23 protein-coding genes are annotated in these 25,168 nt (G+C 48.8%); 10 read left to right on the forward strand and 13 right to left on the reverse strand.

What is annotated here, in order from left to right; all coding sequences use genetic code 11:
- Positions 1 to 63: 63 nt before the first annotated feature.
- The gene (gene galE, locus ACWA50_RS08425) at positions 64 to 1,080 is read right to left on the reverse strand and encodes a UDP-glucose 4-epimerase GalE (protein WP_431051546.1); all 1,017 of its coding nucleotides are present in this window, start codon (positions 1,078 to 1,080) and stop codon (positions 64 to 66) included.
- Between the two features lie 254 nt (positions 1,081 to 1,334).
- On the reverse strand, positions 1,335 to 1,982 hold the full coding sequence (locus ACWA50_RS08430) for an NAD(P)-dependent oxidoreductase (RefSeq protein WP_431051548.1): 648 nt from the start codon (positions 1,980 to 1,982) through the stop codon (positions 1,335 to 1,337).
- Between the two features lie 140 nt (positions 1,983 to 2,122).
- Between ACWA50_RS08430 and ACWA50_RS08435 the strand changes: the two genes are divergently transcribed.
- Positions 2,123 to 2,995, forward strand: a complete 873-nt coding sequence (locus ACWA50_RS08435) for a LysR family transcriptional regulator (protein WP_431051550.1) — start codon at positions 2,123 to 2,125, stop codon at positions 2,993 to 2,995.
- Between the two features lie 166 nt (positions 2,996 to 3,161).
- Positions 3,162 to 4,490, forward strand: a complete 1,329-nt coding sequence (locus tag ACWA50_RS08440) for an NCS2 family permease (protein WP_431051551.1) — start codon at positions 3,162 to 3,164, stop codon at positions 4,488 to 4,490.
- A 109-nt stretch (positions 4,491 to 4,599) separates the two neighbouring features.
- Here ACWA50_RS08440 and tilS read toward each other — a convergent pair whose 3' ends face one another.
- From tilS to ACWA50_RS08475, 7 genes are all read right to left on the reverse strand, one after another.
- Positions 4,600 to 5,910 carry a tRNA lysidine(34) synthetase TilS gene (gene tilS / locus ACWA50_RS08445; protein ID WP_431051553.1) on the reverse strand — a complete coding sequence of 437 codons (1,311 nt, stop codon included), beginning with the start codon at positions 5,908 to 5,910 and terminating at the stop codon, positions 4,600 to 4,602.
- Positions 5,911 to 6,185: 275 nt separating this feature from the next.
- Positions 6,186 to 7,049 (reverse strand): pyridoxal kinase PdxY, encoded by an 864-nt coding sequence (gene pdxY, locus ACWA50_RS08450; protein WP_431051554.1) that lies wholly within the window; start codon positions 7,047 to 7,049, stop codon positions 6,186 to 6,188.
- A 67-nt stretch (positions 7,050 to 7,116) separates the two neighbouring features.
- Positions 7,117 to 7,398 carry a type II toxin-antitoxin system RelE/ParE family toxin gene (locus tag ACWA50_RS08455; protein WP_431051556.1) on the reverse strand — a complete coding sequence of 94 codons (282 nt, stop codon included), beginning with the start codon at positions 7,396 to 7,398 and terminating at the stop codon, positions 7,117 to 7,119.
- Positions 7,388 to 7,549, reverse strand: a complete 162-nt coding sequence (locus tag ACWA50_RS08460) for a hypothetical protein (protein WP_431051558.1) — start codon at positions 7,547 to 7,549, stop codon at positions 7,388 to 7,390. Before ACWA50_RS08460 ends, ACWA50_RS08455 begins: the two co-directional genes overlap by 11 nt.
- 92 nt (positions 7,550 to 7,641) lie before the next feature.
- Positions 7,642 to 8,595 (reverse strand): acetyl-CoA carboxylase carboxyl transferase subunit alpha, encoded by a 954-nt coding sequence (gene accA / locus ACWA50_RS08465; RefSeq protein ID WP_431051559.1) that lies wholly within the window; start codon positions 8,593 to 8,595, stop codon positions 7,642 to 7,644.
- 108 nt (positions 8,596 to 8,703) lie between these two features.
- A complete protein-coding gene (dnaE, locus tag ACWA50_RS08470) occupies positions 8,704 to 12,222 on the reverse strand; it encodes a DNA polymerase III subunit alpha (protein WP_431051561.1) in 3,519 nt (1,172 codons plus the stop codon).
- Positions 12,223 to 12,236: 14 nt separating this feature from the next.
- Complete coding sequence (locus ACWA50_RS08475; RefSeq protein WP_431051563.1) at positions 12,237 to 13,583, reverse strand: cation:proton antiporter; 1,347 nt, start codon at positions 13,581 to 13,583, stop codon at positions 12,237 to 12,239.
- Between the two features lie 134 nt (positions 13,584 to 13,717).
- On the opposite strand from ACWA50_RS08475, the gene ACWA50_RS08480 reads away from it, so the two are divergent.
- The 3 genes from ACWA50_RS08480 (at position 13,718) to vapC (ending at position 15,313) form a co-directional block, all read left to right on the forward strand.
- The gene (locus ACWA50_RS08480) at positions 13,718 to 14,590 is read left to right on the forward strand and encodes an endonuclease/exonuclease/phosphatase family protein (RefSeq protein ID WP_431051565.1); all 873 of its coding nucleotides are present in this window, start codon (positions 13,718 to 13,720) and stop codon (positions 14,588 to 14,590) included.
- 106 nt (positions 14,591 to 14,696) lie between these two features.
- Positions 14,697 to 14,921 carry an antitoxin gene (locus tag ACWA50_RS08485; protein ID WP_431051567.1) on the forward strand — a complete coding sequence of 75 codons (225 nt, stop codon included), beginning with the start codon at positions 14,697 to 14,699 and terminating at the stop codon, positions 14,919 to 14,921.
- Complete coding sequence (gene vapC, locus ACWA50_RS08490; RefSeq protein WP_431051569.1) at positions 14,921 to 15,313, forward strand: type II toxin-antitoxin system tRNA(fMet)-specific endonuclease VapC; 393 nt, start codon at positions 14,921 to 14,923, stop codon at positions 15,311 to 15,313. The genes ACWA50_RS08485 and vapC overlap by 1 nt, the downstream gene beginning before the upstream one ends.
- A 19-nt stretch (positions 15,314 to 15,332) precedes the next feature.
- Here vapC and ACWA50_RS08495 read toward each other — a convergent pair whose 3' ends face one another.
- From ACWA50_RS08495 to ACWA50_RS08510, 4 genes are all read right to left on the reverse strand, one after another.
- The gene (locus ACWA50_RS08495; protein WP_431051571.1) at positions 15,333 to 16,607 is read right to left on the reverse strand and encodes a multifunctional CCA addition/repair protein; all 1,275 of its coding nucleotides are present in this window, start codon (positions 16,605 to 16,607) and stop codon (positions 15,333 to 15,335) included.
- 6 nt (positions 16,608 to 16,613) lie between these two features.
- Entirely contained in the window at positions 16,614 to 17,225 is a 612-nt protein-coding gene (locus tag ACWA50_RS08500; protein ID WP_431051573.1) for a TIGR04211 family SH3 domain-containing protein, read from the reverse strand.
- Positions 17,226 to 17,310: 85 nt separating this feature from the next.
- Positions 17,311 to 18,573 carry an inorganic phosphate transporter gene (locus tag ACWA50_RS08505; protein WP_431051575.1) on the reverse strand — a complete coding sequence of 421 codons (1,263 nt, stop codon included), beginning with the start codon at positions 18,571 to 18,573 and terminating at the stop codon, positions 17,311 to 17,313.
- Between the two features lie 30 nt (positions 18,574 to 18,603).
- Positions 18,604 to 19,284, reverse strand: a complete 681-nt coding sequence (locus ACWA50_RS08510; RefSeq protein WP_431051577.1) for a TIGR00153 family protein — start codon at positions 19,282 to 19,284, stop codon at positions 18,604 to 18,606.
- A 154-nt stretch (positions 19,285 to 19,438) separates the two neighbouring features.
- Here ACWA50_RS08510 and ACWA50_RS08515 point away from each other — a divergent pair, with 154 nt between their 5' ends.
- The 5 genes from ACWA50_RS08515 to ACWA50_RS08535 are packed head-to-tail and all read left to right on the forward strand — an operon-like array spanning position 19,439 to position 25,131.
- Positions 19,439 to 20,488 carry a CYTH domain-containing protein gene (locus ACWA50_RS08515; protein ID WP_431051579.1) on the forward strand — a complete coding sequence of 350 codons (1,050 nt, stop codon included), beginning with the start codon at positions 19,439 to 19,441 and terminating at the stop codon, positions 20,486 to 20,488.
- A gap of 17 nt (positions 20,489 to 20,505) precedes the next feature.
- Positions 20,506 to 21,879, forward strand: coding sequence for a DNA repair protein RadA (radA, locus tag ACWA50_RS08520; protein ID WP_431051581.1), 1,374 nt, complete (start codon positions 20,506 to 20,508; stop codon positions 21,877 to 21,879).
- A 9-nt stretch (positions 21,880 to 21,888) separates the two neighbouring features.
- Positions 21,889 to 23,811 carry an ATP-dependent DNA helicase gene (locus tag ACWA50_RS08525; RefSeq protein WP_431051583.1) on the forward strand — a complete coding sequence of 641 codons (1,923 nt, stop codon included), beginning with the start codon at positions 21,889 to 21,891 and terminating at the stop codon, positions 23,809 to 23,811.
- A complete protein-coding gene (gene tsaB / locus ACWA50_RS08530) occupies positions 23,808 to 24,548 on the forward strand; it encodes a tRNA (adenosine(37)-N6)-threonylcarbamoyltransferase complex dimerization subunit type 1 TsaB (protein ID WP_431051585.1) in 741 nt (246 codons plus the stop codon). Before ACWA50_RS08525 ends, tsaB begins: the two co-directional genes overlap by 4 nt.
- A gap of 34 nt (positions 24,549 to 24,582) precedes the next feature.
- Complete coding sequence (locus tag ACWA50_RS08535; protein WP_431051587.1) at positions 24,583 to 25,131, forward strand: Slp family lipoprotein; 549 nt, start codon at positions 24,583 to 24,585, stop codon at positions 25,129 to 25,131.
- Positions 25,132 to 25,168: the final 37 nt, after the last annotated feature.

The following is a 25,168-nucleotide window of genomic DNA, read 5'->3' on the forward strand; positions in this document are numbered from 1 at the left end:
AGCCTCTAAATAAAAATGAACCGGCTAGCGCTTTGTCGATTCATTTGTTCGTTAACGGAACGGTTAATCGCGGTAGCCGTTCGGGTTATTTTTCTGCCAGTTCCAAGTATCTTTCATCATTTGTTCCAGCGAATATTGGGTTTTCCAGCCCAGTTCTTGCGCGGCTAAACTCGGATCGGAATAACAGGCGGCGATATCGCCCGGACGACGTTCGACCAATTTATACGGAATGGTGATACCGTTGGCTTGTTCAAAGGCTTTCACCATGTCTAACACGGAATAGCCGATACCGGTGCCTAAATTATAGATATGTAAACCGCTGTCGTTTTTGTGCTTGGCGAGGGCTTTCAAATGTCCCAGTGCCAAATCGACCACATGAATATAGTCACGCACGCCGGTGCCGTCCGGGGTGTTGTAGTCGCTGCCGAAAACCGAGAGTTGTTGTAATTTGCCGATTGCCACTTGGCTGATATACGGCAGTAAATTGTTCGGAATGCCATTTGGATCTTCACCGATCAAACCGCTTTTGTGCGCGCCGACCGGATTGAAATAGCGCAGAATGATCATGCTCCAGCGCGGATCGGTTTTTACCGTGTCGCTCAAAATCTGTTCGACCATCAATTTTGAGGTGCCGTAAGGATTGGTGGTGCCGCCGACTTTGCAATTTTCGGTAATCGGAATGACTTCCGGATCACCGTACACGGTGGCGGAGGAGCTGAACACAATATTAAACACGCCGGCTTTGCGCATTTCTTGCAGCAAATTGAGCGTGCCTTGTACGTTGCATTCATAGTATTCGATCGGTTTTTGTACGCTTTCGCCGACCGCTTTCAGCCCGGCAAAGTGGATAACCGAATCAATCTGATGGCGTTTGAAAATCCGTTGCAGCATTGCCGCGTCTAAAATATCGCCTTGATAAAAGTGCGGTTTTTTCCCGGTGATGGTTTCAACCCGTTGCAGCGATTTTTCAGAAGAGTTACACAGATTATCTAAAATCACCACCTCTTGATTATCATTTAACAGCTCAACCACGGTATGCGAACCGATATAGCCCGCACCGCCGGTAACTAAAATTGCCATAGTATGTCTCCTGAAGTGAAAAATAAGCAGGCTATAGTGTACGGCTTTTTAGAACGAATTTCATGTGCCAATCCGCAATTCCGTGTTTTATGAGCGAAAAAATTGAGATAGTGCAACATTTTTAGCAAAATCGTATGGGGGATATGCGATTATAAACCGTGATTGATAACTGCGATAATGAGAAAAGTGAACAACCGAGTATTCGGCTGCTCACGCGGTTTATCATCGTTTTGGCTTTTCGTTAGATCCTTGAATTAGGCTTCTGCCACGGTGAAGCGGCTGAATAAATGGTTTTTGCCTTCGACATCGTCGACAATGGCACAAGCCAAATCGGGCAGTGAGATATCGGCGAGTTGATCACCGCTGAATAACACCTCATCTTTGCCGGTGCGGTAGTTGCCGCTGCGGGTGTCGATGTCGCCCGAGAACGCGGCAGGTGGCGAGATAAACGCCCAATTGACATCGCGGCGATCTTGCAGATCTTTCAGCCAGTTACGCGCTGCGTTGGCGCCGTCATAGATTTCTTTCGGGAATTCCGGGGTGTCGATTAACTGCACACCCGGTGCGATATACAGGCTGCCTGCACCACCGACGATTAATAAGTAAGGCACGTTTGCAGATTTCGCCGCTTCAGTGATGGCTTTTGCGCCTTTTTCAAAATCTGCGCCTGCGTTCGGATTGGTCCAGCCACTGTTGAAGGCGCTGATAACCGTATCAAAGCCGATTAATTGTTCGGCAAAATCTGCCGCATTGACGTCGAAAGCGACGGCTTGGATATTATCCGCTTTTTTGACTTTTTCGACATTGCGCGCGAATGCGGTCACTTGATGTCCGCGTGCTGCGGCTTCTGCGATAATGCCACGCCCCACCGTGCCGGTAGCGCCGATAACTGCGATTTTCATAATGTTGTCCTCTAAATTAAATGTTGATCAATGAGTGAATAAAACGGCGTACCGTTTCGATGGAATGTAGTATATTCATTTTGAATTTAGTATAGAATGGTGATTTTAGAAAATATAACTTTCAAAAATGAGAGGATAAGATGGATCTGAATGCGGTCAGAATGTTTATTGCCGCCGCACAGGCAGGCAGTTTATCCGCTGCGGCGGAGAAAATCGGGGTGCCGTTGCCGACCTTAAGCCGCCGTATCAGTGATTTGGAACAATCGCTTAATATGCAGTTATTGCTGCGTTCCAAACAGGGGATTCAGCTGACCACCATTGGGCAACGGCTGTTCGACCAATCCTTTTACGGTATCGAAAGCCTGCTGGAAGCGGAGCGTACGGTGCGCAGCGATATGCAGCAGATGTACGGACGCTTGCGTTTATCGCTGCCGGACGGGTTTGAGTTTTGGGGCAAACTGCTGATCGACTTTCAACGCCGTTATCCGCATATTCAAATCAGCTGCCAATACACCGATATGCGACTGGATTTGATTGAAGACGGGATTGATGTGGCGCTGCGAATCGGCGCATTAGTGACGGATAAAGTAATCGCCAAACGCCGCGCCCCGATTCAAACGATGTTGGTTGCGAGCCAAGCCTTTATCGCCCGGCATGGTGCGCCGCAAACGGTTGCGGAGCTGCAAAATTTTGACCTTGCCGGCTGGCATTTCACTCACGGCAGCACCACACAATGGCAGTTAGACGGCAAAAACTATACGCCTAATCTTAAATTTGCCGCCAACAGTTTCCGCCAACTATTGGATTACACGCTAGCGGATATGGCAATTTGCGAACTGCCGGAATTCGTCACCAAGCCGTCTTTAGAACGCGGCGAATTGGTGCGGATTTTACCGCAGGTGGTTATGCCGCAGTTGCCGGTACACCAAATTTATACCGCTCACCGTCATCCTTCGGCAATTGTGCGGGTGTATTTGGATTTCTGCGATACTTGGTTGGTGCAAAATCAATAAGCCAAAGTGCGGTAGTGGGACACCCGGTTATTATTCTGCGCATAAATTGAATATTTTTCGCGATATCACAAGGGATTCGATAGATTGTCAACAACGGCTCGGGTAAAATAGGGCGCTTTTTATTTTATCTTTCTTTTCTTTTTGATTAACGTTTAGGAACAAAACTATGACAACGCAAAGTCCTTTATTGGAAAAACGCTTCTCGCTCAGTGCCAGAGGCAGCAATCTGCGCCAAGAGCTGATCGCCGGGTTAACCACCTTTTTGGCGATGGTGTATTCGGTGATCGTGGTGCCGAGTATGTTGAGTGACGCAGGCTTTCCGCCGGAATCGGTTTTTATCGCCACCTGTTTGGTCGCCGGTTTAGGCTCGATTTTAATCGGGTTATGGGCGAATGCGCCGATGGCAATCGGCTGTGCGATTTCATTAACCGCATTTACCGCCTACAGCTTGGTGATCGGGCAGCAAGTCAGTATTCCGGTGGCGCTGGGTGCGGTCTTTTTAATGGGCGTGGCGTTCACGCTGATCTCCGTCACCGGCATTCGCTCTTGGATTTTGCGTAACTTACCGAGCAGCATTGCCCACGGTGCCGGGATCGGAATCGGCTTGTTTTTATTACTGATCGCGGCGAATAATGTCGGTTTGGTGGTGAGCAATCCTGCCGGCTTACCGGTCAAAATGGGCGAGTTCACCTCGTTTCCGGTGATGATGTCGTTGTTAGGCTTGGCGGTGATTGTCGGTTTAGAACGTTTGCAGGTCAAAGGCGGCATTTTACTGGTGATTATTGTGATTACCTTAATCGGCTTGGCGGCTGATCCGAATGTGAGCTTCAACGGTAAAATTTTCCAAATGCCGACGTTCGGTGAAAATTCGTTGGTATTTAGCTTAGATATTATGGGCGCGTTGCAACCGGCGATTCTGCCGATTGTGTTCGCCTTAGTGATGACCGCTATTTTCGACGCAACCGGCACAATCCGCGCTGTTGCCGGACAAGCCGATTTATTAGACAAAGACGGACAAATCATCAACGGCGGCAAAGCCTTAACTTCCGATTCGGTCAGCAGCATGATGTCCGGTTTATTCGGCACTGCCCCGGCGGCGGTGTATATCGAGTCGGCGGCGGGCACTGCGGCAGGCGGCAAAACCGGGATCACGGCGATTGTGGTCGGCGTGTTGTTCCTGTTTATGCTGTTCCTGCAACCGTTGGCTTTTTTAGTGCCGAGCTATGCCACCGCACCGGCGTTGATGTATGTCGGTTTACTGATGTTGAGTAATGTCAGCAAATTGGATTTCAACGATTTTGTCGGCGCAATGAGCGGCTTAATCTGCGCGGTGTTTATCGTGCTGACCGCCAATATTGTTACCGGTATTATGTTGGGCTTTGCGTCGTTGGTGATTGGGCGTATCGTTTCCGGTGAAATCCAAAAATTAAACCTCGGTACGATTATTATTGCCGTGATTCTGGTCGGCTTCTACGCCGGTGGTTGGGCGATTTAACCTTTAACTTATCGTAAAGTACTCACCGCACTTGCAGCTGATCTGCCCCCAAAAAGTTGGACTACTTAATGAACGGATTGAGTTCGATATTGTATCGGGCTTAATCCTTTTAATCCTGTTGTTTAATAAAAACGCCCAATCCCGCCATCAGTTCATCGCCATAAAACACCAACGGCGTGCGTTGCCGTTGCCATGGCGGAATGCCGGCTTGTTGCCAAATTTTTTTAATATCTTGATTGGCTCGGTTCGGGCTTAACCGCACTTTACCGGCATAGCGAAAACGGAGTTGAATATTTTCATTATTGTTAGGTAAAGGCAGAGAAAAAATACGCTCCGCATGTTGTTGCCAAATCACATTCAGCCTGTCTGCTTGCGGCACAAACCGCACTTCGCCTAAGTCGTCGGGTAAGCGAATGTTTTGATCGAATGTAACTTCAATAATAAGCGATGAAAGATCGGCGTACGCTTCGGTTAAATATAAACGTTGTTGATAACGGCGGATAATCCGTTCACCCAATGCAAGCTGCGGCCGGCAGTCGTGGCGGGCGAAAATCAGCTGTTCGATCAGTTGATCCAATTGCCGTTGCGACGGCATGGCAACCGCACTTTGGCTGAGCCATAAACGCAATAACGCATTTTGTTTCGGACGAGAATACTCGGCGAACTGGCAAATATTGAAAGTGCGGTTTTGCGGGCAATATAACTGTTCAAACAGCGGTTGTAATAATTCTTCGATGAGTTGTTGCTGCTCGTAACAATGTTGCGCCGAACGTTGTAAAGTGCGGTCAATCGCCGCCCAGCGTTGGCGCAGTTCCGGCAGAATGCGGTTGCGCAGGAAGTTGCGATCATAGCGGTTATCTTGGTTGCTTTCGTCTTCGATCCACGTCAGATGTTGCGTTGCAACATACTGTGCCAATTGTTCACGGGAGTAGGGCAGCAATGGGCGGAAAATCGGCATTTGCCACAGTTCAGACCGCACTTGCATTGCCGCCAAGCCTTTGACTCCGCTGCCGCGTTTTAGCGCAAGCAACAGGGTTTCGCTTTGATCATTGAGGTGGTGCGCGGTGACCAAAATTTCATTATCGTTTAAATGGTGTTTAAACGCCTGATAACGTGCCTCGCGTGCGGCATCTTCCGGACTTTTTTTCGGGTCTAACCGCACTTTTTCGATCATCAACGGAATGTGAAACTGTTCAGATTGCTGCTGACAATGCTGCGCCCAGTGATCGGCATTGGGGCTTAAGCCGTGGTGAATATGAACTGCACGCAGTCGGAGTTGCGGCAGTTGTTGTTTCAGTTGGGCAAACAGCGATAAAAGTGCGGTCGAATCAAGCCCACCGCTATACGCCAACAAAAACGCGGCGTGCGTCAGCCCTTGCTGCTGCAACGTGTGGTGGAGATTGGAGAGGAGGTCTGACATACTTTATTTCTCGCTCGTATGTGGCGATTTGTTTTAAATTTCCCTTCTGCGGTGCCTGAGCGTGTATGAAATTTGTAGGGAAATTTTTCTTGTGTTTGAGGAGCGTAGCGACGAGTCTTAAAAATTTTCCGTTAAGCAAATTCATACTAAGCGAAGATCAGCACCGCAATAGGGTCGCTTTCTTTTGCTTCCTTTTCTTTGGCGAAACAAAGAAAAGGAAGTCGCCATCGGCGAAACCCGATAGTTATGTTTAATTGAATGAGATTAGTCTGAAACTAACCAATCTTAACCGCTTTATACTGGCTTTGCGGTTGCATAATCAAATGGCGGGCGGCGACGATTTGCAATTCGTATTTACCGCTTTGTTGCGTCACGCTCATCACATCATTCACCGCATTGGCGGTGTGTTCGAACGCCTCTAAATCCGATTTGCCGTTTAACAAATTCGCCAAGAACACTCCGCTGGTTAAATCGCCCACCCCGACCGGATCGCGTCCGGCAAATTCATGCAGCGGACGGCTGATGTGCCAAATGCCGTCTTGGGTTGCCAGCACCATTTCAAATTGATTGGCGTCTTTGCCGACTTTGCTTAAGTGCTTCACCAGCACTTTTTTCACGCCTTTTGCCAACAGATATTTAATCGCCTCAAGCGCGTGATCGAAATTTTCCACGCTTAAACCGCTCAACTCGCGCAATTCCACTAAATTCGGCGCAAGCAAATCCGCCGCAGGCAGGGCGTGTTCGACCAAGAATTCCGCTACGCCCGGGGCGACGATACAGCCTTTGTCAGGGTGTCCCATCACCGGATCACAAAAATAGATCGCATTCGGATTTAACGCTTTAATCCGTTTGACCGTATTCAGGATTTCTTGCCCCTGCTCGGCGGCGCCGATGTAACCGGAAAGAATGGCGTCGCATTCGTGCAAGGCGTCAATTTCTGCGATTCCTTGGGTGATTTCGGCGATTTGCTCTTTCGGAATCACCATGCCTTTCCATTTTTGATATTGGGTGTGGTTGGAAAATTGTACGGTGTTTAAAGGCCAAACATCAACCCCTAACAGTTGCATTGGCAACACCGCCGCTTTATTGCCGGCATAACCGTAAACAACATGGGACTGAATGGATAAAACGTTTTTCATTGGGTAACCTTTGATAAATAAAGAGAAAAGATAATTGGAAACATGAAGTTAATTTCAGTCAAAACATTCAGCAAGGTCTCTGGGATACAGCACTGTGAATAACAGCCAACACGACAACCTCATTCGCTTCATAACGATATACAACCCGATATTTTTCAGGGTAGATTTCGCTTGTACCGTCAGGTGGTGGTTTTCCCATTTGAGGAAACGGCGTTAGATTTTCAATGCTGTTATAGATTTTCTGTACAAGCTCAATCGCCGTTCGCATATTGGCGCGTTCAGTTAAATCATAAACGATATTATTCAAGTCATTTTGAGCTGAAATTGTATAGATAATTTTAGGCTGCAAGGCAACCTGCCTTTTCAGCCTTTAATGCGGTTTCAATGAGAGAACGATAGACTTCTTCAGAATCAACGACACGTCCGTTCTTGCAATCTTCAAGTGCTTTAGCTACTTTTTCATCACGGAATTTTTTATATTCAGCAGTCATATTTTCCATAAATTCCTCTCGTTAGCATTGCTATTTTGTTTCAATTAACATACTACAACGTAGCAGAATTGCAATCTTTCGTTCTCAATATTGCGTTAGATTTAACAATAGCCATAGCTCATCAACCGTTGATAACGGCGATCTAACAGCGATTTTTGATCTAGCACCTCGAGATCTTGCAGATCGTTTAACAAGCGTTGTTTTAACTTTTCCGCCATTAATTCTATATTACGGTGTGCGCCGCCGAGTGGTTCATCAATAATATTGTCGATTAATTTTAATTCTTTCAGCCGTTTCGCCGTAATGCCCATGGCTTCGGCGGCAAGTGAGGCTTTATCCGCGCTTTTCCACAAAATTGAGGCGCAGCCTTCAGGGGAAATAACGGAATAGGTGCTGTATTGCAACATATTCACTTTATCGCCGACACCGATTGCCAACGCACCGCCGGAACCGCCTTCGCCGATCACGGTACAGATAACCGGTACTTTTAAGGTGGACATTTCGCGCAGGTTGCGTGCAATCGCTTCCGATTGACCGCGTTCTTCCGCGCCCACGCCCGGATAGGCGCCCGGGGTGTCGATAAAGGTGATGATCGGCATTTTGAAACGTTCGGCAAGTTGCATTAAACGCAGGGCTTTGCGATAGCCTTCCGGCGCCGGCATGCCGAAATTACGTTTTACTTTGTCTTTTACGCTGCGCCCTTTTTGGTGTCCGATAATCATCACCGGTTTGCCGTCCAAACGGGCAATCCCGCCGACAATCGCTTTATCGTCGGCAAACGCACGGTCGCCGGCAAGCTCTTCAAAATCGGTAAAAATCCGCTCGATATAATCTAAGGTATAAGGGCGTTGCGGGTGGCGCGCCATTTTCGATACCTGCCACGGATCAAGGTTGGCAAAGGTTTTCTTGGTTAATTCTTCGCTTTTTTTGCGCAGCCGTTTGATTTCGTCATCAAGATTGATTTTGTCATCTTGTTGGGTAACGGAACGCAAAGATTCAATCTTGGCTTCCAGTTCGGCAATCGGTAATTCAAAATCTAAAAATTCTTGGCTCATGCGTATTCCTGCTTGGTCAATAAAGATATTTTTATGCTAATAATATCGTATTTTAAGCTATTTCTACACCTATGGCTAAATTTTATTTTCCCAATGTAACGAATCAAATTATTCAAACTCCAATTCAACCTGATCTTCGCCTAACATGCCGCTGAGCTGTTCCAGCAGATTATCGTGCGGTTGAATCCGCCATTGCGTGCCGAGTTTCAGCAGTGCGCGCCCTTGCGGACTTTGGTAATAAATATGCACCGGCATTACGCCGCCGCTGTAAGGTTCAAGGATTTGCTTAAATTCGCGGATAAAGTGCGGTGTGATTTGCTCTTGCGTCAGGCAAATTGCCAGACTTTTGGCGTAGCGGCTGCGTGCCTGATCGAGCGGCAGCAGTTCGCGCACGTTCATTTTCAAGCCTTGGGTGAAATCATCGTGGCTGACTTGCCCGCTGACGATCACGATTTGATCTTTTTCCAGATAGTCGGCGTAATTTTGCAGTGCGTCGCTAAACAGCGTGGCATCAAGCCGACCGGAACGGTCATCGAGGGTGATAATGCCTAAGCGGTTGCCTTTTTTGGTGATCGCGATACGTGAGCTGACGATCAAACCGCAGGCGGTGCTGATTTGTCCGCGGAAATTCGGTTGCAGCTCGTTAATGCGGTGCGAGCTGTAGTGCGACAGTTCTTTCAGATAACGGCTGATCGGGTGGCTGCTGAGATACAATCCTAGTGTTTCGCGTTCACCGTCCAAAATGGTTTTTTCCGACCACTTCGGCGTGTTGGCATACGCAATTTCCACTGCTTCAGGCGCTTGGGTCAGCACGCCGAACATATCGGCTTGCCCGATCGCTTCGTCTTTGGCGTGTTGATCCGAGGCCTTCAGCGCGTCTTGCAGGTTTTTTGCCAACGCGGCGCGGTGCGGTCCTAATTTGTCAAAGGCGCCGGACATAATCAGGCTGTCAAAGGTACGTTTGTTGATTTTTTTCAGATCAACCCGGGCGCACAGATCGAATAGATCTTTAAAGCGGCCGCCTTGGTTACGCGCTTCGATAATTGCGCTAATAGGACCTTCGCCCACCCCTTTGATAGCGCCGATCCCATAGACGATTTCACCTTTTTCATTCACGCTGAAGCGGTGGTTGCCATTGTTAATGTCCGGCGGGGTGACAGTTAAGCCCATATGCAAACATTCGTCGTATAAACCAACGATTTTATCGGTATTGTCCATTTCCGAGGTCATCACCGCCGCCATAAATTCGGCAGGATAGTGCGCTTTCAACCATAGGGTTTGATAGGACACCAAGGCATAAGCGGCGGAGTGGGATTTGTTAAAACCGTAACCGGCGAATTTTTCCACTAAGTCGAAAATTTTCATCGACAGTTCGCCGTCCACGCCGTTTTTAATCGCCCCTTCTTCAAACACCGAGCGCTGTTTCGCCATCTCTTCCGGTTTCTTTTTACCCATGGCACGACGCAGTAAATCCGCACCGCCCAAGGTATAACCGGCAAGAACTTGCGCAATCTGCATGACTTGCTCTTGATACAGAATAATGCCGTAGGTCGGCTCTAAAATCGGCTTCAATGAGTCGTGTTGATATTCGGCGTCAGGGTAAGAAATTTCTTCTTCACCGTGTTTGCGTCGGATGAAGTTGTCCACCATGCCCGATTGTAACGGACCGGGGCGGAACAGGGCTACCAAGGCGATAATATCTTCAAAACAGTCGGGTTTGAGGCGTTTAATCAAGTCTTTCATGCCGCGCGATTCGAGCTGGAATACGGCGGTGGTTTCCGCTTTCAGCAGCAATTCAAACGCTTTCGGATCGTCCAGCGGAATGCGTTCGATATTGACCGGCGGCTGATTTTCTTTGGTGAGGCGGGCGTTAATCATATCCACCGCCCATTTGATAATCGTCAGCGTGCGCAAGCCCAAGAAGTCAAACTTCACCAAACCGGCGTATTCGACATCGTTTTTATCGAAGTGGGTAACCGGGTGCAAGCCTTCGGGATCGCAATATAACGGCGAAAAATCAGTAATTAAGGTGGGCGAGATCACCACGCCACCGGCGTGTTTACCGGCGTTACGTGTCACCCCTTCCAGTTGGCGCGCCATGTCGATCAGGGCTTTGACTTCCTCGTCGCTGTTGTAAATTTGATCGAGCATTGGCTCTTCTTCAAAGGCTTTGGCAAGGGTCATGCCCGGCGTAGGCGGAATTAATTTAGAGATCCGATCAACAAAACCGTAAGGGTGGCTGAGCACCCGCCCGACATCGCGGATAACCGCTTTTGCCGCCATGGTGCCGAAGGTGATGATTTGCGACACCGCACCGCGACCGTACATTTCGGCAACGTGTTCGATCACCAGATCGCGCCCGTCCATACAGAAATCGACGTCAAAATCGGGCATGGAAACCCGTTCCGGATTAAGGAAACGCTCGAACAGCAGATCGAATTCCAACGGATCGAGGTCGGTAATTTTCAGCGCATATGCCACCAACGAACCCGCACCGGAACCGCGCCCCGGTCCGACCGGAATATCATTGTCTTTCGACCATTGGATAAATTCCATTACGATTAAGAAGTAACCGGGGAAGCCCATTTGGTTAATCACATCGAGTTCGATTTTTAGCCGTTCGTCATATTCCGGGCGGCGCTGTTTACGGATTTCTTCATCAGGAAACAGGGTTAACAACCGCTCTTCCAAACCTTCTTCGGAACGTTTGACCAGATAATCTTCGGTGCTGAGGTCGCCGGTCGGAAATTGCGGCAGAAAATATTCGCCCAAACGAATGGTGACGTTACAGCGTTGTGCAATCAGCAGCGTATTTTCAATCGCTTGCGGAATGTCATGGAACAGATTGCACATTTCCTGTTCGCTGCGGAAATATTGCTGTTCGCTGTAACGTTGCGGGCGTTTCGGATCATCCAGCGTGAAACTGTCGTGAATCGCAACCCGAATTTCGTGCGCCTCAAAATCTTCGGCTTTTAGAAAACAGACCTCATTGGTGGCGACCACGGGCAACAGCTGCTGCTGCGCCAGCGGCAGAACGTGCTGAATATAGCGTTCTTCGTCTTGCCGCCCGGTGCGGGTCAGGCTGAGGTAATAATGATCGGCAAAATACTGCTGATAAAAGGCAAGTGCGGTCTGAACATTGTCGGGTTGCTGTTTTAACAGGAATTTACCGACATCGCCGTTGCGGCCGCCGGATAAAATAATAATCCCGTTGCGGTGTTCTACCAGCCAATCCTGTTCGAGAATCGGTTTGTCCAGATAGCCGCGTTGATATGCCTTGGAAATCAGTAAAGTGATATTTTTATAACCGTCGTTATTTTTTGCCAGCAATGTCAGCGAAAACGGCTCGTCGCCGCTCAGTTCGCTGTGCACCAACACATCGACGCCGATAATCGGCTTCACGCCCGACGACAACGCCTCGCCGTAAAAACGTACCAAGCCGCAAAAGTTACTAAAATCGGTCAGTGCCATTGCCACCATTTGCTCGGCGGCACAGGCTTTGACCAACGGTTTGACTTTCGCCAAACCGTCGATCATCGAAAAATCACTGTGTACTTGCAAATGTACAAAACGCGGCGGCACAAGTTGTTGTGCCGCGGGCTCATTTTGGGTTATATGCTCTGTCATATGGTTGAATAAATCTAGTGAGACAAGTAAGCATTCAGATCGTCGTTTTTACGTGCGCGGCTTTCGGCGTTCGGGCGCAAATAATCTTCTTTATTCGGATCCACTTTTTTGGCTTGCTGGATCATTTTTTCAATCGTCATGCCTTGTACTAAAATCGAGAACATCACCACCGCATAGGTCATCACCAAAATCACATCGCGCACGTCCATACCGTCGATTATCGCGGTTTGCGCCGGAATTGACAACGCCATTGCCAGTGCCAGACCGCCGCGTAAGCCGCCCCAGGTCATGATTTTCAAGGTGTACGGATTATAGGTTCTGAAGCGCGTAAATACGGTATAAGGAATCAACAGGCTGATATAGCGTGCCGCCAAACAAATTGGAATGGCAAGCAGCATAAGGATAAAACTCTGCCAAGAAACATTAATCAACAATAATGCCAAACCGATTAACAGGAACAGCAGGGAGTTAAGGAAATGGTCGATCATTTCCCAAAAGTGATCCAGATAACGCTGGCTTTGTTCGGAAAAGCCTTTGCTGCGCGTCCAGTTGCCGACCATAATGCCGGACACCACCATTGCCAAGGCACCGGAAACGCCTAACGTGTTGGCAAGGATAAAACCGGCGGTCGGAATGGTCAGGGTGAGCAAAATTTCCATGCTGCCGTCATCGGTGGCGGAAATCAGCAAATGTGCCGCAAAGCCGAGCAGAAAACCAAAAATAATTCCACCGCCCGCTTCATGTACGAACAGTTCGACAATCCCGCCAACCGTCGGCTCACCGCCGCCGAAAGCAACGGTCAGGATGGTGATGAAAACAACTAAGCCGACGCCGTCGTTAAACAACGATTCCCCTTCAACTTGCATGGACAAGCGTTTTGGCGCACGCAGATTCTTGATAATTGCCAATACCGCAATCGGGTCAGTCGGGGAAATCAATGAACCGAATAACAGGCAGTAAATAAACGCAATCGGCAGTCCGATTAATTGGGCGCAGAGATAAATCAATACACCGATAATAAAGGTGGAGGCAAGGGTCGAAAACAACGCAAATACCGTAATTTCCCATTTCTGATCTTTCAGAATCGGCAATTTAATCCCCAGTGCGCCGGCGAACAGCAGAAACCCTAAAATCCCGTTTAATAAAAAACTTTTAAAATCAATTTGTTGCATAATGCCTAAGGCGAAGTTTTCAATGCTAAACCAGCCCAGCTTGCCACTGACCAATAAAAACAACGAACCGACCATTGCCGCCGCACTGATTGCAATGGTCGATTGAATGCGATGGCTGATTTTATGGGTGACAAAGCCGATTAAAATCGACAAAGCGGAAAGCAGGCAGATGTAGGTATAAATACCCATATTAAAACCTCTGGCAAAAGAAAAAGGGTTGCCGCCGAATCAGGCGAAAGTAGTGCAAATTAAAACAATTCAGCGATCAGATGTAAAGTGTTATATTGTAGCCATCCGAGATTTTTACTGACCGATAACGATTGATGAGAAAAAGAATCCGAATTTTATGCGTATTGTTCGCCGTGCTCATCGGGCTGGGCGGATATTATTTACAACCGCTCACTATTTTTACCACGCCGAAAATTGAAACCGTTAATCTGAATCCGCAGGATTACCGTCAAAGTGCGGTTGGCGAAAATATCTTGTGTTATGACCGCACTTTGCCGCTGCATGGTGAATTGCAGGCTAAAGCGCGGTATAAAATGCTGGTTTGGAATCTGCATAAAGGCGAAGATGAAGGTTGGCAGCAACGGTTGTCCGCTTATGCCGACAAGGCGGATTTTGTACTATTGCAAGAAGCCAGCCAGCAAAATCAGATCGATCGGTTGTTGTCGCAAAAAAAGTGGTTTGGTATCCACGCCGGCACATTTGCTTACCGCGAGAATATGTCGGGCGTGATGTTATTGTCGACTTTTGCGCCGCAGCGTTATTGTGTCGGCAGTGAAGCGGAACCTTGGATTCGCATTCCGAAAATCGCCGAAGCGGCGACTTATCCATTGAATGCCGACCGCACGTTGTTGGTGATTAATCTGCATTTGGTCAATTTCGAATGGAACCCGCTAAATTATTCGCGCCAACTGCGCGGGCTGTTTCACTTAGTCAGCCAACACCAAGGCCCGATTATTCTGGCGGGGGATTTTAACAGTTGGAGCGAAAGACGCCTGAATTTAATCCAACAATTGGCACGGCAATACGGATTGAATGAAGTGCGGTTTAGCCCGGACGAACGCATGCGTTTTTTGGGTAATCCGTTGGATCATATTTTTGTGCGCGGGATCCGCCTGTTCAACAGCTGGACCGAACAAACCGCCGCCTCGGATCATAATCCGTTGTTTATTGAGTTTGGGCTGGAGTAGGTTGTTAGATGGTCTGTCTTGAGCAATGAGATTTATCATTTGGCTAAATTTCACACAAGAGGTATGGTATCTACCAATGATAGCTACCGGGAGAAAGGCAATGGAAATGGCTAAAATTTTTACCAGTGGAAGAAGTCAAGCAGTGCGTTTGCCGAAAAAATACCGCTTTAATAGCGAAGAAGTGGCAATTCGACATTTTGGCAACGGCGTTTTATTACTGCCAACCGACAATCCTTGGCTGTTGATGCAAGAAGCGCTAGATGAATTTGAACCCGGTTTTTTATTGGAAAGAGCAGAACAGACGGAAGTGGAGCGCGAGGAATTATTATAATGTATATGCTTGATACTAATATTTGTATCATCAATCATAAACCGGAAAGCGTTTTTAAAAAATTCCAAACTTTTCACTTAGGGGACTTATGTATTTCCAGTATTACGGCGGCGGAATTGGCTTTCGGCGTAGAAAAATCAGGTTCAGTCAAAAATAAAGCCGCCTTAGAAAAATTTCTGGCACCGCTGGAAATGCCGGAATTTTCAGAAACGGCTATTTGGCACTATGCCAAAATTCGTGCTGATTTGGAAAAAACAGGGCGGGTTGTCGGCAGTTTAGATATGCTGATTGCAGCGCATGCGCTTGCCCAAAACAGCATTCTAGTGACCAACAACACGAAAGAATTTATGCGAATTCCGCGATTACGATTAGAAAATTGGATCAGCGGGTAATATGTTAGAGTGAGAATAATCAGTCCGATGTTTGAGCTAAATATTCTTCTTTTTTCTGTTTCACCAACTCAACCCGCCGTTTAGTCAGTTGTTCCCGGATCTGCTGTTTTTGATAACCGGCAGCAATAATTTGTTGCACGTCGGCGCTGACCGCACTTTGATAATATTCAAGGGCGATTTGTGCCTGCGGATAGTTGCTGTTTTCGAAACCTAAACGCCCGCGGCTGTCGGCAAGGCAGACGGTGATTAAATGCCGTAGATTTTCCGGCTTGCGCCAGGCGTCAATCCGGTCAAAAAAGCGCACGATAGTTTGCGCTTTCATCTCTTGAATGCGGTGGATGTGGGTATGATAGCGACAAGCTAACACGGCTAAATCACGATATTGATTTGGGACTTTTAGCCGTTGGCACAGCTGCTGAATGGGGGCGACGCCGCGTTCTTCGTGTCCGTGATGGTGCGGTAAGTGATCTTTGGGCGATAAGGCTTTGCCGAGGTCGTGGCAGAGTGCGGCAAAACGCACGGCAACCGCACTTTGCGGCGTTTCTGCCGTGAGCGTGGCAGCTTGTTCCAGCACCATTAGCGTGTGAATACCGCTGTCGATTTCGGGATGGTGTTTCTCCGGATTCGGCACGCCGAACAGCGCATTAATTTCGGGGAATAATACCGCCAACGCACCGCAGGCACGCAACGTTCGGAAGTAGATTTGCGGTGAGTCGGTGCTTAATGCTTTTTCGGTTTCCAGCCAAACGCGTTCGGCGCTCAAATGCTGCAATTCCCCGCCGGCGCTAATTTGTTGCATTAATTGCAGCGTTTCCGGCGCAATCTCAAAACCGAGCTTCGCAAAGCGCGCGTGAAAGCGCGCCACCCGCAGTACACGCAGCGGATCTTCCGCAAAGGCAGGCGAGACATGGCGTAAAGTGCGGTTTTTTAAATCTTGAATGCCGTGATAGGGATCGATTAATTCGCCGTTTTCCGCTTGCGCAATCGCATTAATCGTGAGATCTCGGCGCAGCAGATCTTGTTCTAAACTGATGTCCGGGGTGAAATCGACCGTAAACCCCTGATAGCCGTATCCGCTTTTGCGTTCGGTGCGGGCGAGGGCGTGTTCCTCTTTGCTTTGCGGGTGAAGAAAAACCGGGAAGTCTTGCCCGACTTGCTGATAACCGCACTTTAGCAGTTGATGGGGGGTGGCGCCGACCACCACCCAGTCGCGATCCTGAACCGCTAAACCGAGCAGCTGATCACGCACTGCGCCGCCGACCAAATAAGTTTGAAAGTGCGGTTCCGTTGCCATACTGTATTATGCCCACCCGTCATTGCGACGGCGGCGACGCGGTATGATATTCGGTAAAATCAAGCCGAGCAGCAAGCCGACCAACATCACCGAACCGCCATAGATAAACCAACGAATGATGATTTCTTGTTTTTCTGCGCTGAGCAAGGCTTCATACTCTTTATTTTTGTTATTGCTGATTTCCAACTGGCGTTTTAATTGGGTGTTTTGTTCTAATAACTGGCTGCTTTGCGTTTCCGATTGGCGGGTGCGGCGTTGCATTTCGGAAACCCGTTGCTGCCATTCTTCATCAATCTTATTCAGTTTTAAGCTCAATTCTTGGATTTGATTTTTTAACGCGGGAATTTGAATTTTAGCGCTGGGTTCGCTTGAGAGATCACTGGTTAAAATCCAAGCGTCGCGGTTCCGGCTGTCGCGAATTTGCGTGTATTTATCTTTTTGTGCCAAAACGGTGACTTTTTCACCGGATTTAATCGAACCGGCGATACGGTATTCATCACCGGCGCCGCGGCGTAGGTAGGTGCTTAATTCTTCGGTGACATAACGGGTTTCGGCAATGGCTTGGCTGCTGAGTAACAGCGTAGTGCCGATTAATAGGGCGTTGAATAGTTTTTTCATGGATGGGTTTCCGATCATTTTTCCTAGGGTAACAAGTTACCCTAGGCAACATATAATTTAACCCCTTTGGGATTGTTAAATACGGTTAAATAAAAATTGCGTGTAGAATATAGTAGAAAATAATAGCAAAAATTGCCCCCGCCGGTAAAGTCACAATCCAAGAAGCAAAAATATTGCGGATTACATTCAGATTCAACGCTGCGATTCCGCGCGCAAAACCAACCCCTAACACTGCGCCGACTAAGGTTTGCGTAGTCGAAATCGGTAAGCCGGTGCCGGAGGCAATCACCACGGTAATCGCACAGGCAAATTCCGCCGAAAAGCCGCGGCTTGGGGTGAGATCGGTAATCCCGCCGCCGATAGTGCCCATCACCTTGTAGCCCATCACCGCTAAGCCAATCACGATACCGACCGCGCCTAACGGCAGAATCCACCACGCAAGTGCGGTTTTTGCGGTGATTACGCCGCCGTGTTCGACAATGGATACGACCGCGGATAATGGTCCAATCGCATTGGCAACGTCATTTGAACCGTGGGCAAACGCCATCGAACATGCGGTGAGCAACATCAGGATACTGAATACTTTCTCTACGCCACCGAAAGCCCCGCCTTGTACGCGATTTTTAAATGCGTCGCTGCGGAAATAAAAATAACAGAATATGATTGATGCCACGCAAATTGTCAGTGAAATCAGAAAGGTCTGCATGCCGTTCAGGTGTAAGCCGACGTGTTTTAAGCCTTTGGTCATGGTGACAATGCTGAGGATAAATGTGGTCAGCCCCATATAGAACGGGCCGTATTTTTTCGCATTATCCATTGGATTTTCCGTGTCGAAAATCAACCGTTGGGTGCTGATAAAAATAGTGTAGGCAACGATACCCGAAATAATCGGCGTAATGAACCAGCTGCCGACAATCCCTTTCACCGAACCCCAATCGACGGCGTGCGGCCCGATGGTGACACAGGCGAAGCCGATGATTGCACCGATAATCGAGTGGGTGGTTGATACCGGCCAGCCCATATAGGAGGCGATTAACAACCAAGCGCCGGCGGAAAACAATGCCGACATCATGCCGAGAATCAATACTTCCGGCACGGCAGTGAATAAGCTCGGATCGATAATCCCGCTCTTAATGGTTTCGGTGACCTCGCCGCCGGCCAAATAGGCGCCGGCGAATTCAAATATCATTGCGATTAAAATCGCCTGTTTGACGGTAATGGTGCCGGAACCGACCGAAGTTCCCATGGCATTGGATACGTCGTTGGCGCCGATACCAAACGCCATTAAAAGTCCTGCGATAGCCGTAATAATCACTACGGTGCTACCATATTGGGCAATAAATTCCATACAAAATCCTTATTATTGTTGTTTTGGGGATTAAGAGCGGGCGAGCATTAACTCAATACGGGAACCGACACGCTGCGCCTGATCAGCCAATACGCCAATCCATTCTAAAATTTTATACAAGAAAATGACATCGACCGGTTTGTATTGGTCTTCGATTGCCAACAACTGGCGGCGTAACTGGATTTGCTGGCTGTCGGTATCGTCTTCGATTTTATCCAGTTCATTAATCATTTTGTTGACGAAATTCACTTCACGCCCTTTGAAACCGGTTTCCAACAGTTCGTCCATTTCATCAATCACCAACGATGCTTGGTGGGTTGCGTCCAAACTGCGTTTCAGGTATTCCAAAAATTCGGCTTGCAGGGCTTGAGGAATACACAAATTACGCCCGATTACGCGCCCGGCGATATCTTTGGCATAGTTCGCCAATTTATCCTGTTGTGTCACCAGCTCTAATAAATCGGTGCGTTCCACCGGCATAAATAAGCCGCGTGGCAGTTTTAAACGAATTTCACGTTTCAACGTGTCGGCTTCTTTTTCGGCTTCAGAGATTTTTCGTCTTAATTCTTCCGCCTGTGCCCAGTCATTATTAAAAGTGGCTTCGAAGAACGGCACCAAAATATCACAGCATTCGCTGACTTTGTTTGAGTGCTTTTGTAACGGTTTGAGTGGGGATTGAGCAAATAAACCCAAGATATTGTTGATTGGCATAGCATTAACTCCAATATACGATAAAATGATGGTATAGACGTATCAATTCGCTGGCAATCATACCCGAAAGCACAGCATAACTCACGATTTTAATTTGAGATAACAGCATTTTTTGCTAAATTGTAACCAATTTGTCACATTATAAGGCCGATGTATGAGCGCGGAAATAGAATTAAAACTGCTGGTTAACCAAGAATTCGCCACTTTTTTGAGTAAAGAAATGGCGAGCTTTAATGTGCTATCTCACACCCAACAAATTTTAGGCAACTGCTATTATGACACGCCCGATGACTTTTTTTCCAGCCGACGCATGGGGTTGCGGGTCAGAACGATCAACGAACAATTTATTTTAACCCTGAAAACCGATGGCGAGGTGATCGGAGGGTTGCATATGCGTCCTGAATATGACGTGGAATTGGACAGTGCGGTGCCACGGTTGCAGGGATTAAGCCGTTTTGGCGATTTGCAGTTAGCCCGCCCGTTAGCCGAACTGCAAGCGGAACTGAAACCGATTTTCAGCACCGACTTTTTGCGCCAAGCTTGGGTGATTGAATTAGGCAACGGTGCCAATATCGAAGTGGCGCTGGATCAGGGCGAAATCGAAGCCAATGATCGGATTGAACCGATTTGCGAAGTGGAATTTGAGCTGAAACACGGTTCGGTTGATGATTTATTGACGTTTGTCGAACAATTAAGCCTAAGCGACGGCATTCGCTTGGGAGCGGTGAACAAAGCCAAACGCGGCTATCAACTCGCCGGGGTACTGCCGTTGCAACCCTTTGATTGGCAGGCGGAGTGGCAAAACTTACCGTTGGCAGATCCGTCGCCAAGTGCGGTTTTGACCGCACTTTTAGCCTACGAACAACGCTTAACCGACTATTATGCCGAGTTATTGACCGGCGGCGAATTGTCGGCGGAAATCGTGGATTCGGGTTTGGCGGCGTTTGCCGCGCTATACGCCTATTACGACCAACACCAAGCGTTGCTATGGCAAGCCTATGAACGAGTGCCGTCTAAAGTGCGGTTGGATGATGAGTCAATTAATGAATTTATTGAGTTAAATCAGCGGGTGTTAGCCAAAGTCAACGAATTACAGCGCAGCGCGCATACGCCGAACCGCACTTTGTATTGTTATGAGTTATTACATCGTGGCAACGGCGTAAAACGCCAACTCCATTTAATTAAACTCACGCTTAACGCTTAGGAAAAACGGATAACAACATGGCAAAAGCCCCGAAAAAAGCCTATGTCTGTAACGACTGCGGCGCAGATTACGCCCGTTGGCAAGGGCAGTGCAGCGCCTGTAAAGCGTGGAACACCATCAGCGAAGTGCGCTTGGTCAGCACGGTATCGAAAGGCGACCGTTTCAGCGGTTATGCCGGCGAAACGGCGGCGAAAGTGCAAACCCTATCCGAAATCAGCTTACAAGAAACGCCACGCTTCAGCAGCCGTTTCAGCGAGCTGGATCGCGTGTTGGGCGGCGGCATTGTGCCGGGCAGCGCGATTTTAATCGGTGGACACCCCGGCGCAGGCAAAAGTACCTTATTATTGCAAGTGATGTGTACCTTAGCCGAGCAAATGCCGACCTTATATGTCACCGGTGAGGAATCGTTGCAACAGGTGGCAATGCGCGCCAACCGTTTGGGGCTACCGAGCGATAAACTCAGGCTGTTATCCGAAACCGCCGTCGAACAGATTTGTAATATCGCCGATCAAGAAAAGCCGAAAGTGATTGTGATCGACTCGATCCAAGTCATGCACTTGGCGGATATTCAGTCCTCCCCCGGCAGCGTGGCGCAGGTGCGCGAGTGCGCGGCGTTTTTGACCCGTTATGCCAAAACCAAACAAGTGGCGATTATTATGGTCGGGCACGTCACCAAAGACGGCACGCTTGCCGGTCCGAAAGTGCTAGAGCATTGTATCGACTGCTCGATTTTGCTCGAAGGCGAAGCCGATTCACGCTACCGCACTTTGCGTAGCCATAAAAACCGTTTTGGCGCAGTGAATGAATTGGGGGTGTTCGCCATGACCGAACAGGGCTTGCGCGAAGTGAAAAACCCGTCGGCGATTTTCCTCAGCCGAGGCGAGGAACAGACCTCCGGCAGCTCGGTGATGGTGTTGTGGGAGGGAACCCGCCCGTTATTGGTTGAAATCCAAGCGTTGGTCGATCACTCCATGCTTGCCAATCCGCGCCGGGTCGCAGTCGGTTTGGAGCAAAACCGTTTGGCATTATTACTAGCGGTGTTGCACCGTCACGGCAATGTGCAAATGTCCGATCAAGATGTGTTTGTCAATGTGGTCGGTGGGGTAAAAGTGACGGAAACCGGTGCGGATTTGGCGTTATTATTGGCGTTAATCTCCAGTTTCCGCAATCGTCCGTTGCCGCAAGATTTGGTAGTGTTCGGCGAAGTCGGCTTGGCAGGAGAAATCCGCCCGGTCACCAGCGGACAAGAGCGGATCAGCGAAGCGGCAAAACACGGTTTTCGCCGTGCGATTGTGCCGTTCGCCAACAAACCGAAACACAATATCGATCAAATGCAGGTGTTTACGGTGAAAAAACTTGCCGACGCGCTAGCGGTATTGGACGATTTTTAGGAATAAGCGATGAAGCAAACCAGTGTAGTCAACGCCTTTGCCGACGACGGCATTTTAAGCCGCCATATCCGCCAATTCCGTCCGCGTCAAGAGCAGGTGGAAATGGCGCAGGCGGTCGAACAGGCGATCAAACAACAAGCGCAACTGGTGATCGAAGCCGGCACCGGCACGGGCAAAACCTTTGCTTATCTTGTGCCGGCGATGTTGTCGGGCAAAAAAACCATCATTTCCACCGGTTCGAAAAATTTACAGGATCAACTGTTTAAGCGCGATCTGCCGACCATTCAAAAAGCCTTGGGCTACAGCGGCAAACTGGCGTTGCTCAAAGGGCGCGCCAATTATCTCTGTTTAGAACGCTTGGATAAACTGATTGCCGACGGCGTATTGGGCGATAAATCGGTGTTGGCGCAGTTGTCGGTGGTGCGTAAATGGCAAGCGGCAACCGAAAACGGCGATCTCAGCGAATGCGCCGCTTTGCCGGAAGACAGCCCGATTTTTCCGCAACTCACCAGCACCAGCGAAAGCTGTTTAGGCAGCGATTGCCCGAATTACGCGGAGTGTTATGTTGCCAAAGCGCGCAAAAAAGCGCTGGAAGCCGATCTGGTGGTGGTCAATCACCATCTGTTTTGTGCCGATATGGCGGTGAAAGAGAGCGGTTTCGGCGAGCTGATTCCCGAAGCAAAAATCGTGATTTTCGATGAGGCGCACCAACTGCCGGATATTGCCAGCCAATATTTCGGACAGTCGATCACCTCGCGCCAACTGTTCGATCTCAGCCGTGATATTCATATTTGCTACCGCACCGAAGTCAAAGATCTGAAACAGCTTGGCACGGCGGCGGATCATTTGAATAAAGTGGTGCAGGATTTCCGCCTGATGATGGGCGAAGGCAATTTACGCGGCAATTTGCGTGAATTGTTAACTCAAAGTGCGGTACAAAAAGCGGTGCGGCATTTGCAAGAAAATCTGGATTTTGTACAAGATGTGGTCAAATTGGCGTTGGGACGTTCGCAGACGTTAGATAGCATTTTTGAACGTATTACTGCGATTCAAGCGCAATTGAAACGGATTTTGGACACTTCGATCACCGGCTATTGTTATTGGTATGAAACCTTTAACCGCCAATTCGGTCTGCACCTCACGCCACTGACGGTGGCGGACAAATTCGGCGAGCAGTTGCAGCAACAAAAAGCCGGTTGGATTTTCACCTCCGCCACCTTGGAAGTGGGCGGCAGTTTCGACTTTTTTTGTGAACGCATGGGCATTCAAACCCGCCAGCAGAAAGTATTGCCGTCGCCGTTTGATTATCCGCAACAATCGCTGTTGTGTGTGCCGCGTTTCCTGCCGGGCAGCAACCAGCAGCAAACCCTGCAACGCTTGGGCGAAATGTTGTTACCGGTGATCGAAGCCAACCAAGGCCGTTGTTTTTTGCTGTGCACTTCTTATATGATGATGCGCGGCTTGGCGGAATATCTGCGCGAACACAGCGAACTGTCGGTGTTGTTACAGGGGGAAATGGCGAAAGCGCGCTTGTTGGAAAAATTTACCCAAGAGAGCCATTCGGTGTTGGTCGCCACCGCCAGTTTTTGGGAAGGGGTTGATGTGCGCGGTGACGCTTTGTCGCTGGTGATTATCGACAAATTGCCGTTCAGTGCGCCCGATGAACCATTATTAAAAGCACGGATTGAAGATTGCCGTTTGAAAGGCGGTGATCCGTTTAATCAGGTGCAACTGCCCAGTGCGGTGATCAGCTTAAAACAGGGCGTGGGGCGACTGATCCGTGATGTGACCGATCGCGGTGCGGTGATTATTTGCGATTCGCGCTTAGTCATGCGCCCTTACGGCGCAACCTTTTTGAAAAGCTTGCCCAATTCAACGCGCACGCGCAGTTTGGACAAAGTGATTGAATTTTTGAAGAAGACAAAACAATGAGCAAAACGATTTTATTGGCAATCGACACCGCAACCGAAGCCTGCTCGGTGGCGTTATCCTACAACGGTGGGATTTTAGCGCAGGACGAACTTAGCCCGAAAGCACATACTCGCCGTATTTTGCCGATGGTTGATGAGATTTTAGCCGAAGCCGGTATCCGCTTAAACCAAGTGGATGCCTTGGTATTTGGGCGTGGACCGGGCAGTTTCACCGGCGTGCGTATCGGCTGCGGCATCGTGCAAGGCTTGGCATTAGGCGCAGAGTTGCCGGTGATTCCGATTTCCAATTTAACCGCAATGGCGCAAGCGGCGTATCAAACGCAGGGTAGTGAAACCGTGCTGGCGGCGATTGACGCGCGCATGAACGAAGTCTATTTTTCCGCGTTACGCTACCAACCGCAGTCGATTGATAATCAAGCCTACGCGGCTTGGGAAACCGTGATCGACGAACAGGTTTTGCCGCCGGAAGATGTGTTGCAACAAGTGGCGCAACTGGAAAGGCAAAGTGCGGTCTTTGTCGGTGCGGCTTGCGTGGGAACCGGCTGGGCGGCGTATCCGCAATTTGAACGGACTACCGCGCCGTTAAATAAATGTGATATTCTGTTGCCATCGGCGCAGTATATGTTGCCGTTGGCGCAGTTAGCGTGGCAACAACAGAATTATTCGACGGCACTGGCGATTGAGCCGGTCTATCTGCGCAATCAAGTGACGTGGAAAAAACTTCCCGGACGGGAGTGATTAGGTAAGATGGTTTGCCGTTAAGGAGCGTAAGATGAAAAAATTTATCTGGATTCCGATTCTCTTCAGTGCCATGTTAAGCGGTTGCCAACTGGCGCCGCAAGGCTTGGATCGCGGTGATAACACCTTGATTAGCTATGCGCAATTGGCAACGGCGGATTTTGACTGCCAATGTCAGCAAGTGCGGTTGGGCGGCAAGGTGATTAAAGCGGCGGTACTGAAAAATAATACGACCGAAGTTGAAATATTGAGTATGACCATCGATCGGTTTAGCGCTAAACCGGTTTTGGACAGCCATAGCGACGGGCGTTTCATTGCGGTTTTAAACGGTTTCGTCGATCCGCTTAGCTTAGACAATCAATATATCACGGTGAAAGGCGTATTGAGCGGTAAACTCGGCGGCAAAATAGATCAAGCAGATTATATTTACCCGCTGGTCAAAGCTGACAACTATCGCATTTGGCAGCAAGTGGTTGAATACTATTATGATGAAGAAGCGTGGTTTGATTATTGGGATTCGCAGCGGCATGGTTATTTTTTCGGTGGCTTTCCAATGTGGAAACCGCGGGCTGCACTCCGATAACCGCTTTCGTCGGCATTAATAAAAAATAATAAAACAG

This window comes from Testudinibacter sp. P17/SS/0325, assembly GCF_053570765.1.